The 13405-nt window shown below is 52.7% G+C and carries 17 protein-coding genes; 9 read left to right on the forward strand and 8 right to left on the reverse strand.

All coding sequences use genetic code 11. From position 1 onward, the window contains the following. Positions 1–231 precede the first annotated feature (231 nt). From BCF53_RS00075 to BCF53_RS00090, 4 genes are all read left to right on the forward strand, one after another. Complete coding sequence (locus BCF53_RS00075) at positions 232–933, forward strand: PEP-CTERM sorting domain-containing protein (RefSeq protein WP_132698613.1); 702 nt, start codon at positions 232–234, stop codon at positions 931–933. A 158-nt stretch (positions 934–1091) separates the two neighbouring features. Further along, entirely contained in the window at positions 1092–2456 is a 1365-nt protein-coding gene (locus BCF53_RS00080) for an AlkA N-terminal domain-containing protein (protein ID WP_132698615.1), read from the forward strand. Further along, positions 2453–2920: a methylated-DNA--[protein]-cysteine S-methyltransferase gene (locus BCF53_RS00085; RefSeq protein ID WP_132698617.1), complete on the forward strand. Its 468-nt coding sequence runs from the start codon at positions 2453–2455 to the stop codon at positions 2918–2920. The genes BCF53_RS00080 and BCF53_RS00085 overlap by 4 nt, the downstream gene beginning before the upstream one ends. A gap of 67 nt (positions 2921–2987) precedes the next feature. After that, positions 2988–3368 (forward strand): hypothetical protein, encoded by a 381-nt coding sequence (locus BCF53_RS00090; RefSeq protein WP_132698619.1) that lies wholly within the window; start codon positions 2988–2990, stop codon positions 3366–3368. A gap of 167 nt (positions 3369–3535) precedes the next feature. Here BCF53_RS00090 and BCF53_RS00095 read toward each other — a convergent pair whose 3' ends face one another. The 5 genes from BCF53_RS00095 to bfr (BCF53_RS00115) form a co-directional block, all read right to left on the reverse strand. Beyond that, positions 3536–3682, reverse strand: a complete 147-nt coding sequence (locus tag BCF53_RS00095) for a FeoB-associated Cys-rich membrane protein (protein ID WP_165901761.1) — start codon at positions 3680–3682, stop codon at positions 3536–3538. Positions 3683–3691: 9 nt separating this feature from the next. After that, a complete protein-coding gene (gene feoB, locus BCF53_RS00100; protein WP_132698623.1) occupies positions 3692–5695 on the reverse strand; it encodes a ferrous iron transport protein B in 2004 nt (667 codons plus the stop codon). Between the two features lie 20 nt (positions 5696–5715). Then, positions 5716–6033 (reverse strand): FeoA family protein, encoded by a 318-nt coding sequence (locus BCF53_RS00105; protein WP_132698625.1) that lies wholly within the window; start codon positions 6031–6033, stop codon positions 5716–5718. A 296-nt stretch (positions 6034–6329) separates the two neighbouring features. Then, entirely contained in the window at positions 6330–6797 is a 468-nt protein-coding gene (gene bfr / locus BCF53_RS00110) for a bacterioferritin (RefSeq protein WP_132698627.1), read from the reverse strand. Positions 6798–6809: 12 nt separating this feature from the next. After that, positions 6810–7283 carry a bacterioferritin gene (gene bfr / locus BCF53_RS00115; RefSeq protein ID WP_132698628.1) on the reverse strand — a complete coding sequence of 158 codons (474 nt, stop codon included), beginning with the start codon at positions 7281–7283 and terminating at the stop codon, positions 6810–6812. Between the two features lie 175 nt (positions 7284–7458). On the opposite strand from bfr (BCF53_RS00115), the gene BCF53_RS00120 reads away from it, so the two are divergent. Both BCF53_RS00120 and BCF53_RS00125 read left to right on the forward strand, forming a co-directional pair. Next, positions 7459–8022 (forward strand): cyclin-dependent kinase inhibitor 3 family protein, encoded by a 564-nt coding sequence (locus BCF53_RS00120; protein ID WP_132698630.1) that lies wholly within the window; start codon positions 7459–7461, stop codon positions 8020–8022. After that, entirely contained in the window at positions 8019–8702 is a 684-nt protein-coding gene (locus BCF53_RS00125; protein ID WP_132698632.1) for a hypothetical protein, read from the forward strand. Before BCF53_RS00120 ends, BCF53_RS00125 begins: the two co-directional genes overlap by 4 nt. 7 nt (positions 8703–8709) lie before the next feature. Here the strand turns inward: BCF53_RS00125 and BCF53_RS00130 are convergent, their stop codons facing one another. Together BCF53_RS00130 and BCF53_RS00135 are read right to left on the reverse strand one after the other, a co-directional pair. Next, positions 8710–9504: an acyl-CoA thioesterase gene (locus BCF53_RS00130; protein ID WP_132698634.1), complete on the reverse strand. Its 795-nt coding sequence runs from the start codon at positions 9502–9504 to the stop codon at positions 8710–8712. 51 nt (positions 9505–9555) lie between these two features. Next, positions 9556–10014 carry an NUDIX domain-containing protein gene (locus BCF53_RS00135; RefSeq protein WP_132698636.1) on the reverse strand — a complete coding sequence of 153 codons (459 nt, stop codon included), beginning with the start codon at positions 10012–10014 and terminating at the stop codon, positions 9556–9558. Between the two features lie 174 nt (positions 10015–10188). Between BCF53_RS00135 and BCF53_RS00140 the strand changes: the two genes are divergently transcribed. Then, on the forward strand, positions 10189–10428 hold the full coding sequence (locus tag BCF53_RS00140) for a YecH family metal-binding protein (protein WP_132698638.1): 240 nt from the start codon (positions 10189–10191) through the stop codon (positions 10426–10428). Between the two features lie 149 nt (positions 10429–10577). Continuing rightward, complete coding sequence (locus tag BCF53_RS00145) at positions 10578–11243, forward strand: DUF7847 domain-containing protein (protein WP_132698640.1); 666 nt, start codon at positions 10578–10580, stop codon at positions 11241–11243. Between the two features lie 10 nt (positions 11244–11253). Here BCF53_RS00145 and BCF53_RS00150 read toward each other — a convergent pair whose 3' ends face one another. Continuing rightward, positions 11254–12210, reverse strand: a complete 957-nt coding sequence (locus tag BCF53_RS00150; protein WP_132698642.1) for a sensor domain-containing diguanylate cyclase — start codon at positions 12208–12210, stop codon at positions 11254–11256. 430 nt (positions 12211–12640) lie between these two features. Here BCF53_RS00150 and BCF53_RS00155 point away from each other — a divergent pair, with 430 nt between their 5' ends. Continuing rightward, a complete protein-coding gene (locus BCF53_RS00155) occupies positions 12641–13360 on the forward strand; it encodes a PEP-CTERM sorting domain-containing protein (protein WP_132698644.1) in 720 nt (239 codons plus the stop codon). Positions 13361–13405 lie beyond the last annotated feature (45 nt).

Raw genomic sequence — 13405 nt, forward strand, 5'->3', positions numbered from 1 at the left:
CCCGGCGTCAAAGTTTTAATGGTTATTCTCCCGTTTACTGAGCCTGAAGCTATTTATAGAGTGCATTTTAGTGAAAAAAACGAATAAATCGCAGCGTTATGCCTGAAAAGCTTCAGCAAAGTTCCCACTTTAGTGGCAGAACACTGACAGAAGCGTGATCAAATGTTTACTTAAGTTGTGATACGCATCACAATAACGATCGATTAATTATTATCCAAGAAGGAAGCCACCATGACCAAGCTCGTCAAGGCAGGCGTAATAGCACTGGTTACACTGTTTTCTATTGGCGCACACGCCAACCTGATCACCAATGGCTCGTTTGAAGCTAATGATGTGGACAGCATTAACAATAACGGCGGTTCCAGCTGGGAAGTGTTCGAGTCCATTGATGGCTGGACAACCTACAGCGGTGCCGGCATTGAGATTCAGACCAACGACACGCTGAGCAAGCTGGACACGCCCTTTGGCGATCAGTATGTCGAGCTTGATTCTGCCAATGTATTTCGCACCGGTCGCAACACTAACAGCCTTATGGCTCAAGAAGTGACCGGATTAACAGTCGGCAGCTACTACGAACTGTCTTATTGGTACATGCCTCGTACAAGTACGACTAACGATAATGGCATTAACGTGTACTGGTGGGCCGATGGCGATGCGGTCAATAACAGCATCGTTGCAGATGCCGTTGCAAATTCAGTTTTCTATAGTGGCATAGACTGGGAAGAGATAACCAGTACACTGCTGGCCACCGCCGAAACCATGTACCTGGGCTTTGGCGCCTTTGGTCGCGACAATGCTGTTGGTGGCCTGATCGATAACGTCACGTTGGTGGAAGTACCCGAACCCGCCACCCTGGCTTTATTTGCCATCGGCCTGATCGGCCTCGGTGCCGCGCGGCGCGCCAATCGAAGCGAAGCTGTAAACACGCCATAGGCTTCACAGGCTAAGTTTTCACAGACACCCGCTTTTTCGCGGGTGTTTTTGTTTTCAGACCCGGTAAATTTCCCGCCTTAAACCTTCAGTTCCGAAAATGGCTAAACTTCACGGCTCAATTCGCTAGACTCCCTGTATCTTTTACCGAGTTGACCTTCATGGAACTGTCTCTGACCGCTGAACAATGTCAGGCCGCACGGCTGGCACGCGACCCACGCTTCGATGGCCGCTTCTTTACCGCGGTAAAGACCACCGGCATATTCTGCCGCCCGGTCTGCCCGGCAGTGGCACCCAAAGAAACCAACGTCGAGTATTTCGCTAACGCCACCCAAGCGCTGCAAGCCGGCTATCGCCCCTGCCTGCGCTGCCGCCCGGAGAGTGCGCCCGGCTCCCGCGCCTGGTTGGGCACAACCACCAGCTTCCGGCGCGCAGTGCAATTGATCGATGAAGGCGCACTGCAGGAGCAGAGCTTGCCCGATCTGGCCGAACGGCTGGGCATGACAGACCGGCACCTGCGCAACCTGTTCCGTCAACAGATGGGTTTGTCACCAAAAGCCTATGCCACCCTGAGTCAGCTGCTGTTTGCTAAGCAACTGCTGCACAACAGCAACCTGAGCATTAGCAACATTGCCTTTGCCGCCGGCTTCAATTCTGTACGCCGCTTCAATGATGCCTTTCACAAACATCTGAAGCTAACACCCAGCGCGGTCCGTGATCAGCCGTCAGTATCCGCATCCGCCAATAAGCTGGTGCTGACACTCAAAGAACCCTTTAACTGGCAACAGATGCTCACCTTTTACCGGCTGCGCGCGATTGACAAGGTAGAGTCTGTCAGCGATCAAAGCTACGGCCGAAACTTTCGCCTCAACGGCTCTGATGGCTGGTTTAACGCCACACAGGCAGCAGCCAACAAGCTGGAGATTGAGTTTACCCTCAGTGATATCCGCCAGCTGAAATCCGTTGTCGCCAACATTCGTCGCATGTTCGATCTGGATGCAGACACCCAGCAGATTGAAGAGCAACTGAACACCAGCGCCCTGGCCGGCCGGCTCACCACGGGGCTGCGCATTCCCGGTGTCTGGTCACCGTGGGAGGCCGGCGTCCGCGCCATTCTTGGTCAGCAGGTCTCGGTCAAAGCCGCAATTACCCACTTAAACCGACTGGTAGAGAGCCTGAACAGCCATCAGCGTGAAGACTGGCAGTTCCCAAGCGCCGAACAGATAGCCCAGGCCGATCTCTCCGTTCTGCGTATGCCCGATAACCGAAGACAAACGCTGCACCGATTTGCATGCTATGTTGCCGAACACGGCGATCACCAGCCGGAAGACTGGCTGCAGCTTAAGGGCGTCGGCCCATGGACAGTCAACTACGCCCGGCTCAGAGGTTTATCGGAACCGGACTGTTTTCTATCAACCGATCTGATCGTTAAGAAGGCGTTGTCGGCGTTAGGCGCTGAGCCACACACCCGTTTTTCCCCGTGGGGAAGCTACGCCACCTTTCATTGCTGGAATTTAGCCCTATGAAATACACCACCTGCCCCAGCCCGCTCGGCATCATCACCCTGCAGGCCAACCGCCATAGCCTGACCGGTGCCTGGTTTGAAACCCAAACGACCCAACCTGCGAATCTGGGGAATGAAGACAGTACGGACCCCGTTCTGCAACTGGCGGTCACTGAGCTAAAGCAATACTTTGCCGGCACACTGACCCGCTTTACCGTGCCCTGTGCGCCAAGCGGTACGGCATTTCAGCAGAGCGTCTGGCAAGCATTGAGGCAAATCCCCTTCGGTGAGACACGAAGCTACCAGCAACTGGCCGAAGCCATCGGCAACACCAAAGCGGTGCGGGCGGTGGGCCTGGCTAATGGCAAAAACCCGGTTTCGATTATCGTGCCCTGCCACCGGGTGATTGGTAAAAGCGGAAAGCTCACCGGTTACGCCGGCGGTGTTGAGCGCAAAGCCTGGCTACTGAATCACGAAAGCTCTTAAGCGAACGAACTATGCTGCTATCGTCCGGTCGAACAAACCAGCTGCACTTTTATGGAGGCTTATCGCTATGGGAAAACTACTCAGGTTCAGCACACTGATACTCGCCACACTGCTGCTGACTGCATCGCCGGTGTTCGCGGCGGAACAGCAATACCCGGATGTTATCGAGGTTGTCATCATTCCAACCGGCACCAGCTACACCTTTAACGTCACACTGTCTTCACCCTACGATTCTGCCAGCCGCTATGCCGATGCCTTTCGGGTCATGTCTGCCAATGGCGAGGTTTACGGCGTACGTGAGCTACTGCACGACCACGCCTACGAGCAACCCTTCACCCGGGCGTTGCGTCAGGTTGAGATTCCACAAGGGGTCGCCGAAGTTATCGTAGAGGGGCGTGACCAGAAATACGGCTGGGGCGGCAAGACAGTAACCATCAGCCTGCCCTGACCTGAGCCAGCTGCTGCAACCCACGCCTTACGGTTGTGAAAAAACTCATCTTAGTGGCAGCCGTTTCAACTATTCCGTTGATGCCGACGATTGGCTTGTGAATTTGTTTTTCAAACGGGCAAAAAAAAGGGCTCCTGTAAGAGCCCTATTATTTTTTAAAGCGTTAGTTAATCAGTGTTTTTAGCGGAACTGCAACCGGATCCGCCCATCGAACAACCCACGCATTTTGCGCCCTTGCGTTTTTCATGAACAATGCGGGCAATGGAAATGGAAACAATTGCGAGTATGACCAGTGAGACAATCAGGTTTCCCATCATTTGCTCCTATACAGCAAACAGCTCAATTCGGTCGGCGGCAACCCGGTTGCCTTTACGCACGGCATAAACCAGTACCGCGAGCAGCGCACAACACACGACGGCACCGAATACAAAGCCCTGGCCAAGCGCACCGGTGGTAAACAGTGTACCCAGCTGATAGGTCATGAACGCCACGAAGTAGCCCATACCAAACTGGAAGCCAACACCACCCCAAAGCCACTTTTTGTTTTCCATTTCCGCGTTCATAGCACCAATGGCAGCAAAGCATGGCGGCGTAAACAGGTTGAACATCAGGTAAGCCAGCGCAGCCACAGAAGACAACCCCATAACACTGGCAACATCGGCACTGCCGGTGACCAACGCCAGCTCTTCGGTATCAATAAAGTTGGTAATGCCATACACAACAGCCAGCGTACCCACGACATTTTCTTTAGCGATAAAGCCAGTGATCGCGGCGGCAGCCAGCTGCCAGACACCAAAGCCCAGTGGAATCAGAATCAATGCAAACGGTGATGCAATGCTCGCCAGAATACTGGTACCTTCAGCGCCTTCAGCTACCACCTGGAACTGCCAGTTAAAGGTTTGCATGATCTGCACGATGGCGTTACACAGCAAAATAATGGTACCGGCCTTGATGATGAATGCCTTACCACGGGTCAGCGTTGAAACAAGCGCGCGCTTAATGCTGGGAATACGGTATTGCGGCAACTCAATGATGAAGGGTGCACGTGTACCCTTATCGCCGGTGATGCGCACAATCAACAGTGCACCCACAATAATGATACCAATGCCCATAAAGTACATGGAGGTACCCACCCAGGCGGCATCGTTGAAGAACACGCCGGCAAACAATGCAATCACCGGCAGTTTGGCACCGCAAGGCATGAATGGAGTAAGCATGGCTGTGGTTCTGCGCTGACGCTCATTCTTGATGGTACGGGTCGCCATAACACCCGGAATAGCACAGCCGGTGCCGATCACCATAGGAATAATCGACCGGCCGGAAAGGCCCACCTTCTTGAAGAAGCGATCCATCACCACGGCAACGCGTGCCATGTAACCACTGTCTTCCAGCAACGCCAGCAGGAAGAACAGCACCATAATCAGCGGCAGGAAGCCAACCACAGCACCGACGCCACCAATGATGCCATCCAGCAACAGGGCACTTAGAATCGGTGACACACCCTCACCCAGCGCACCTTCAACCAGGCCATAGAAACCATCTATCCAGCCCACCAGAAGATCGGCCAGTACCGGGCCGGCGTGTGTCTGTGAAATAGAGAATACGCACCACATTACAGCAGCAAAAATTGGCAGACCCAGCCACTTGTGCGCCAGAATCTGATCGGCCACATCCTGTTTGTTGATGGCATTGCTTTTCACTTTTCGCACTTCAATAGCGGCAACCACGTCTTTAACAAAGCCGTAGCGCTTTGCATCGGACGCCTGAACGGAATCAAGATCGCGCAGATCGACATCAGTATCTACAAACGGTGCTGCCTGAGTACCACCGGCAACTTCGACGGCTTTCGCGACCAGTGCATCCAGGCCGTTGCGCTGGCTCTGGGAGGCTGTTGTTTCTACAACCGGGCAAGACAGCTTTTCACTGAGGTCGGCAACATGAATCTTGGTATCGTTCCTGGCGGCCAGGTCCATCTTGTTCAGCGCTACCACAACCGGAATGCCCAGGTTCAGCAGCTGAGTGCTGAAGAACAGGCTGCGGTTCAGGCTGGTCGCATCGACAATGTTGATGATCACATCCGGCTTTTCGTTATTAACGAAATCGCGGGTGATGGTTTCTTCAGAAGAAAAGGGAGACATCGAATAGGCGCCGGGAAGATCCACCACCGTGATGTCGGCCTCGGTATTCAGCAATGATTTTTTCAGCTGGCCTTCTTTTTTGCTGACGGTAACGCCGGACCAGTTGCCAACCTTTTCCATCTTTCCGGTCAGGGCATTAAACAGCGTTGTTTTGCCACTATTCGGATTACCTGCGAGTGCAATTTTCAATGTCGGACTCTCCTAAAAATTCAGACAGTGGCGGCGCTAAGTTTGATAGCTTTCGCCAGATCAATATCAATGCTGTATCGGGCATCTTTGACTGCAATGGTGTAGTTATCGGATAACACAGAAATGAGCGTAATGGTTTCGCCCTGGAAGCAGCCCAGAGTAAATAAGAACTGAACGATTTGTTTGTCGTCAGAAACAACGCCTTCGATGAGGTATTCCCGGTTGACCTTTGCTTCAGAAAGGTCGCGGGCGACGCGCGGTTGTTTATCTTTATGTTTGAACGCAGGCCAGCGAAAAGAAAATCCTGGTCGAACCGCAAAAACGTGTTGTTTCGTCATATTGATTTATTCCTGTACCGCTGAGGTGTGCCTGGCATTTACATTCTTTAACGTGAATGCCAATCACTATCGTTTGTAAGCTGGGGTCGAACTTAAGTGATATTCATTCTCACATCAACGGCTTCATCGAGTCAGTCAATGAAAGGTTGATTAGGGTCAACTCGGCGAAAAAACAGCAACGGAAAGGCTTATACCACTGATCAGTTTTGCTGATTTGGCGCAGGCCTGCAGAGGTGATTCAGAGGAAATAAAAAAAGCCTGCTCGTAGCAGGCTCGGAGAGGGCTGATATGGCAGGTTACATTTGTGACTGGATATAGTTTGGCAGGCCGACTCTTTTGATTAAGCCCAATTGTTGCTCCAGCCACCAGGCATGATCGACCTCGGTATCGTCGAGCAGTTTTTCCAGAATTTCACGGCTGTGGTAATCCTGTTCCTGCTCGCAAATCTTGATGGCATCGAGCAGCGCCTTTTGAACATCGTATTCCACCTGCAGGTCGTTCTGCAGCATTTCGGGAACATCCTTACCCACACGCAACGGGTCGCGGGTGACCATATCCGGCACGCCTTCCAGAAACAGCATGCGCTCGATCAGGGCTTTGGCATGGCCCTTTTCATCTTCAAACTCGTGGGCGATACGCTCATAAAGCTTTTGCAAACCCCAGTCGGCATACATTTCACTGTGAATGAAGTACTGATCCATCGCGGTCAGCTCCAGTGCCAGCAGGCCGTTTAACGCATCGATAACCTTCTGATTGCCTTGCATAACGCTCCCCTTTTAGTCGTCGTGAATTTGAGATTGCAGATAATTTTCAATACCGGAGTTTTGAATCAGGTATTGCTGCGATTCAATCCAATCGATGTAAGACTCTTCATAAGTCAGAATCTCTTCCAGTAACTCGCGTGATACATAATCACTGCTGGATTCGCACAGCTCAATCGCTGCCTTTAAGGCATCCACCTGCGCTAACAGTGCGTTCATATCGCAGGTCAGCATTTCTTCGGTATGCTCACCAATTTGCAGCTTGCCCAGCGACTGCAGGTTCGGTAAACCTTCGAGGAACAGTATCCGGTCAATCAGCTGATCGGCCTGCTTCATATCTTTGATGGATTTTTTGAATGACTTTTCGTTTAAGCCTTCCAGACCCCAGTTTTTATACATTCTGGCGTGCAGAAAAAACTGGTTAATGGTGGTCAGTTCAATTTCCAGAATCTTGTTGAGTACCGCTATAACCTGCCCGTTGCCCTTCATTTTCTCACCCGTTCATGTGAAAGCCAGATCCAAAAGATAGGCGGAACTTTGCGTAAATGAAAGGTTAATTAGTGGGAGCCTGAGGTAAAACGCCTTCATTCAGGCACGACAAATTGTCAGGCATCTTTATTGCAATTACAGATTTCTGTTAGACGAAACCTGACAAGGAAGCGACATGATTCGCACCAGCGAAAGCCATCCGCTGCAGATAGCCGAGGTAAAAACCAAGCTGATGGCCGGAAAAATCGGCATTACCTTTTGCCCCGGCAAGCACGACAGCATGGCCCTGAGCGGCAAGTGGCAAAGAGACTTGGAAACCGATTTAACGGCGATTAAAAACTGGGGTGCCAAGCTGGTGCTCACCCTGATTGAACCGCACGAAATGAAAATGCTAAAGGTGCCCCTGCTCGGTGATGAGGTACAGCGGTTGGGCATGATTTGGGTGCACCTGCCCATTCACGATTACTCCGTCCCCTCTGCTGCGTTCGAAAAGAACTGGCTGATCTACGGCAAGTACATTCGTACCCGCCTGCGCAGTGGCGATGCTATCGTCATACACTGCAAGGGTGGGCTTGGCCGGGCGGGCATGATGGCGGCGCGACTGCTGGCAGAACTTGGCATCGACCCGGAGCGAGCCATCCGGCTGGTGCGTATGGCGCGTGACGGGGCCATTGAAACGCCCGGGCAACTGGCCCTGGTACGCAAAACCACCCCCATTAACGATGAAGCAGAGCAATGAGTTCACAACCACCGCTAAGCCTGGCCACACTCACCCGAGTGGGCAGTCAGCTGGGCACCAACCCGGCCAGTATTTACCAGAACAGTGCCGGCGAGCGCTTTTACCTGAAGATGCTGGAGTCTCCCATGCATGCCCGAAACGAGTGGATCGCCGCACAGCTCTATAAGCTCGCCGGTGCACCGGTATTTGAATACCTGCGCTGTGAAGACAGCTGCCATGTGGCAACGCGCTGGTTGACGCTGGAAAAGAAGTCAATTGCCCAGCTCTCGGCGGAAGAACGCCAACAGGCTCAACACTGGCTCGGTGTGCATGCCTGGTCGGCCAACTGGGATGCCGCCGGCTTCAACGGCGATAATCAGGGCGCGTTTGAAGGCACAGTGCTGACGCTGGATGTCGGCGGAGCACTCTGCTACCGCGCACATGGCGACCCAAAGGGTAAAGCCTTTGGCACCGAGGTGAACGAGCTGCAAACACTGCGCTCAGATAAAGACAACCCTCATGCCGTTAAGCTGTTTGCCGGCATGACCGATGCTGCCATTGCTGAGGCTATCCGCGTGGTGACCGAGCTCAGCGACACGGCAATTCACCACACCATCACCTGCAACGGCGGCAGCCAGAAGCTGGCCGATAAGATACTGGCACGCAAGGCCGATATGGCCCGGCAGCTTGCTGCAATGTAAAGCGCGGTTATTTATCGAACACCGTCACTACCTGACGACTGACGGCAATCATCTGACCGCTTTCGGAATAGATTTTAGCGAAGGTATGGGCATAGCCATTCGACGCCTGACGGGTTTCGCAGTGATAGGCCAGCCAGCTCTCACCGGTGATCAGCGGGTGCGGGTGAATAAACTCCACGTTCCAGCTCAGTGTGCTGACCGGCGCCGGGCGCTTCAGCTGCTGGGCAACGGTTGGCGGCCAGGCATCGATCAGGGTAATCAGATGAGCATCGGTGATTTGCTGCGGCGCATCCTTAAAGCGCATCCAGCCTCGGTATGAAGCGGTTTTCCGACCGGTAAAGGGGTAGCCACCGTCGTCGATTCGGATATCGATATAACGGAAGAACTTCGGCACCACCTTAGGAATCTGAGGAATCCAGTTGCCCTTTTTGGGCGGGCTGTCGACCTCTATACACGGCGCCGGCACCGAGATATTGGATTCCCGGTCGACCCCGAATGCGGCCATGCTCTGCACCGCGACCTGATCGCGCTGAATCAACTGTGCCTGTATCTGGGTGACGTTCTTACCGTCGCGCATGTGAATCACGTTCACCTTGAACGGCTCGTCGGCATACAGCGGGCCAATAAACTGGGCATTCTGCACGCGCATCTTGCGGTCATCCGGCAGCTCGCTGGTCATCGCCTGATTCATAATGGCTGCGCTTAAGCCGCCAAAAACGGTTCGCCCCTGACCCCAACTGGCTGGAACGGTCATGGTAGCGCCCTGACGGGCCTCGGTGAGAAGGGTGTCGATCTGAGCCAAAACTACGTCCTTTTTCAATAACTACAGTGCTAATAACATGCTCAGCCAGCGTTAACGCAGACTGGCCAGCACCAAAAGCGCGTCTTCATAAAACAGCCTGGTGTGATGCATACGAATTTTGCGCTGCTCATACAGCTGGTAAAACTCGGCCTGAGAGAAGTAGCGGGCTTCGGCTATTTCGTCTGCCAGGTGCGGAACGGCGGTCTGCCCATCCGCCACCTCGGCCAGCCAGGCATGACGCAATACCAGGCCGTCATCCGGATACTTGCCGATGTAGGCCCCGATAAAGGCCTTCAGCTGCACATGCAGGCCGGACTCTTCAAAGGCCTCGCGCACGGCGGCCTGTTCCAGCGTTTCGCCTTCTTCCACCGTGCCCATGGGTATGTGCCACAAATCCTTCTTTGCCCCCTGCTTTTCTTTCACCAGCAGAATGCGCTGCTGATCATCCAGCACCACCACGCCTGCACCGCGGCCGACGACCGCGACGGAAAAGCTTTCATCAAATTGCATCGCTAACTCCTTGATCTGCAAACAAAATAAACCATTTAAAATATATGTTTTTATCTGCCTGAAACACCGATTGTTTACCAATTCGGCTGACACAACGCAAATAAATGAGAACAGTTCTCTGCTTCAATTCGCTTTCTAAACATCAACCCATTGCAGAATACAGATAGGTATCTTATGTCCAGCATCCACGGCCACGAAGTTATGAACTTCATGATTGAAAGCGATGAAAGCTACACCCGTGAAACCCTGATTGAAACCATCCAGCAGAAGTTTGGTGCCGAAGCACAGTTTCATACCTGCTCAGCAGAAGGCATGAGCGCTGAGGCTTTGGTTGATTTTCTGGAGCAACGCGGCAAATTTGTGCCCAAGGCAGATGGCTTCTCAACCGATGCCAGCAAGGTTTGCAACCACTGAGTGCAAACAGCCAGATGTAATACGGCCGCAGCTTTGTGGCCGCAGCTTTGTGGCCGCAGCTTTGTGGCCGCAGAGTATCGGTTTCGCTATAAAAATTCAGATAATGTGCTAAATTTTGCCGCCAAACTCTGATAAGTAAAATTACATCAATGCTTTATTCCCTACTGCGTGATTCACTCCGTTTTTATCTGAACCATTTCATCCGGTTTGCTCAGATCGTTTTACCGTTCACCATTCCGCTTGGCCTGTTCAGCCTGCTGTACGATAAGTTTCTGCTCACCAACCCGGAAAGCGCCCTGCAGGTTTACTTCCCCATGGCGGTAGCCTTTCTGTTCCGGCCGGTTTACCAGCTGGCGCTGTTGCAGTCTATCTCCCAGTCGCTGCAGCACAACTACCCAACGGTCGGTTCACTTTGGCAAATGGGCTGGTCGAAGTGGGCACCGATGTTCATCGTCAGCTTACTTTATACCGCTGCGGTATTCTCCGGGATGATGATGTTTGTTATCCCCGGACTCTATCTGGCGATTAAGTTCTGCTTTGCTGAAATCTTTGTAGCGGTTGAGGGCTGTGACCCGGTGGAGGCCATGAAACGGAGCTGGAAGGCAACCACAGGCCGCCTGCTGCCGCTGACGGGAGGCTTTATTCTGATCTCTCTGCTGCTGATTGTGCCTTCCATGCAGATCGCGAACTATGTCACCACGGCAGGCATACCGGATTTCATCGGCAGATTCATTCCGTCGGTTATTTTCAGTCTGCTGGGTGTGTTCTACACGGTGTTTACCTACCGCGTTTTTGATCAGGCCAGAAAGGCCTGATCAGCCTGCTTTACATGGCCTTGGGCAGCTGCTGCAGGTTGTAATTCGCCATCTTCACCAGCGTACTCGAAGAAACCGGGTTTTGCGGGTCGAACTCGGCCACCGCGTGCTTGAAGGCGATGATGTTTGGGTTATCCACTTCAGCATTGTATTCATCGATGGACGCCTGCAGCTTGCGCACGATTTCATCCACATGCTGCGAGCGGGCGTTGAGCAACAGCGCGGTAAACTCATCACTGCCCAAACGCCCGACAATATCTGAGCGCCTGAAAAACTGCTTCAGCTGCTCGGCAAACATCTTCAGGCGGATATCCTTCTTGATTTTCGATTCTGCGATCAGAGCATCCTGCGGTTGGTGCAGGTCAAATACGATGGCCACGGCCGGCGCATCCTGACGCACACACACATTCAGGCCCTGCTCGGCCAGGCTGTGAAAGCCGTCATTGATGGAAAGCCTGGTCAGCCGATCCCGGGAGGTAACTTCCAGATACGACAGCTCATTTTCTACCATATCCGCCAGATCACGAAACGCCGATTGATCATGAGCGCTGAGTGAACCGGGCTGGCGATCCGCAATGCTCAACACGCCGACCCGATGCCCGCTTCTGGAATGCACCGGGTAGGCCGCGAAGAAGCGGATTTTGGGGCGATCGACAACCAGCGGGTTGCCGGCAAAGCGGCTGTCTTTCAGGGTATCGGGGATGAGAAACAGCTCATTCTTGAGAATGGCGTAATTTGCCAGTGAGATATCCCGCGGTATCGACTCCAAATCCAGCCCATAGCTGGATTTCAGCAGCTGCTGGTCGGCGCTAATAAAGGAAAAATCAACCATCGGCACGTTGAACATCCGCTGCGCAATCCGGGTCACACGGTTAAACCGCTCTTCCGAATCACTGCTCAGGTGAATAACCTTTTCCAGTGCCAACAACCGATCTTCGTCATCGTATGGCTTTACTGTCTGTTTCATAAGCGCTCCTGACCACGACAGCCCAACAGCTAGCAGTATAGTTGGATATTTTTTAATCAACGGCTTGGTTACATAATTAAACGGGGCAAGCGCTTCGGCTAAAACGCAGGCCCCGGCTACGACTTAAGGAGGTGTCGATTTTTTATTCAGTCAAAATAATGAGCTATAAACGCCGTTTGTCCTGTCAAAAGTACGACCATTGACCTGAGAGTCAGGTACGACAGCACCTTTCTATCAATGTTCACTTGTCGTCATCTGCAAGTTAATTGCACACTTATGTCGGTTTTTTTTACATCTACTGCTCCAGCGCAAGTTGTCAGGCCACTAAAACATCGACCCCGTCACACTATAAGGATTTTGGCACCATACCTGCTAACAAATTGATATGGGCAGCTGAGATGCCAAATACATTTAACGGGAGCAACAAAACATGTTTATCAAGACATTACTGAAAGGGACTTTCACCGCCGCCGCGCTGTTGGCAGGAACAGGTGCGATGGCCTATGTCATCGACTTTGACACCGATGCCAACGGCAACAGCATTTCGAACGGGCAAATCATCGATGACGAGTATTCTGCCTGGGGCGTTACCATCAGCGGAGACAATCCGTTCAGGAGTTTTGACTACGCCGTTGCATTCGACAGCGACTTATCCAACACCCGCGACGACGATCTGGAAGCGCCGTTCACCAATAGCGCGGGCGTAACCCTGAACCCGGGAAATATTCTAATTGTTCAGGAAAACGACAATTGCAACGGTATCATTTGCAACCAGCCAGATGATGAGGGTACAAACAGAGCAAGCAATGCCTCTTTGACTTTCAGCTTCGACAGTGCGGTTACGATCGATAGCCTGAACCTTTTCGATATTAACCCGTCCAGAAGCAGTGAGCAGAACGGCACAATCGAATTCTATCTGGCAGACAGCTCCAGCGTTACTGTCAATATCCCGCTGACGGGTGGCGATAATAGCTGGGCAGAGTTACTGCTGGGTGTGACTAACGTTCAGTCATTCAGCGTGTTCTTAGACGGCTCTGGCGCGATTGATGATATTGCCTTCAGCGTTGATGTTCCGGAGCCTGCTACGCTGGCCCTGTTCGGTCTCGGCTTAGCTGGGCTGGCTGCGGCGCGACGCAAAAAGGCCAACTGATTCGTTCCTGCACAGTTTCCAAGGCAACACTACAACCGCAGCCAA

Source organism: Reinekea marinisedimentorum (genome assembly GCF_004341165.1).
GTDB classification, from domain to species: Bacteria; Pseudomonadota; Gammaproteobacteria; order Pseudomonadales; family Natronospirillaceae; genus Reinekea; species Reinekea marinisedimentorum.

What these genes read in the sequence shown, in the direction of transcription:
- BCF53_RS00125 (WP_132698632.1), top strand. Translation starts at nt 8,019, where the DNA reads ATGAGTTCACAACCACCGCTAAGCCTGGCCACACTCACCCGAGTGGGC.
- BCF53_RS00095 (WP_165901761.1), bottom strand. Translation starts at nt 3,682, where the DNA reads ATGGGAAACCTGATTGTCTCACTGGTCATACTCGCAATTGTTTCCATT.
- BCF53_RS00080 (WP_132698615.1), top strand. Translation starts at nt 1,092, where the DNA reads ATGGAACTGTCTCTGACCGCTGAACAATGTCAGGCCGCACGGCTGGCA.
- BCF53_RS00090 (WP_132698619.1), top strand. Translation starts at nt 2,988, where the DNA reads ATGGGAAAACTACTCAGGTTCAGCACACTGATACTCGCCACACTGCTG.
- BCF53_RS00150 (WP_132698642.1), bottom strand. Translation starts at nt 12,210, where the DNA reads ATGAAACAGACAGTAAAGCCATACGATGACGAAGATCGGTTGTTGGCA.
- BCF53_RS00145 (WP_132698640.1), top strand. Translation starts at nt 10,578, where the DNA reads ATGCTTTATTCCCTACTGCGTGATTCACTCCGTTTTTATCTGAACCAT.
- BCF53_RS00140 (WP_132698638.1), top strand. Translation starts at nt 10,189, where the DNA reads ATGTCCAGCATCCACGGCCACGAAGTTATGAACTTCATGATTGAAAGC.
- BCF53_RS00135 (WP_132698636.1), bottom strand. Translation starts at nt 10,014, where the DNA reads ATGCAATTTGATGAAAGCTTTTCCGTCGCGGTCGTCGGCCGCGGTGCA.
- BCF53_RS00085 (WP_132698617.1), top strand. Translation starts at nt 2,453, where the DNA reads ATGAAATACACCACCTGCCCCAGCCCGCTCGGCATCATCACCCTGCAG.
- BCF53_RS00105 (WP_132698625.1), bottom strand. Translation starts at nt 6,033, where the DNA reads ATGACGAAACAACACGTTTTTGCGGTTCGACCAGGATTTTCTTTTCGC.
- BCF53_RS00120 (WP_132698630.1), top strand. Translation starts at nt 7,459, where the DNA reads ATGATTCGCACCAGCGAAAGCCATCCGCTGCAGATAGCCGAGGTAAAA.
- BCF53_RS00155 (WP_132698644.1), top strand. Translation starts at nt 12,641, where the DNA reads ATGTTTATCAAGACATTACTGAAAGGGACTTTCACCGCCGCCGCGCTG.
- bfr (WP_132698627.1), bottom strand. Translation starts at nt 6,797, where the DNA reads ATGCAAGGCAATCAGAAGGTTATCGATGCGTTAAACGGCCTGCTGGCA.
- bfr (WP_132698628.1), bottom strand. Translation starts at nt 7,283, where the DNA reads ATGAAGGGCAACGGGCAGGTTATAGCGGTACTCAACAAGATTCTGGAA.
- BCF53_RS00075 (WP_132698613.1), top strand. Translation starts at nt 232, where the DNA reads ATGACCAAGCTCGTCAAGGCAGGCGTAATAGCACTGGTTACACTGTTT.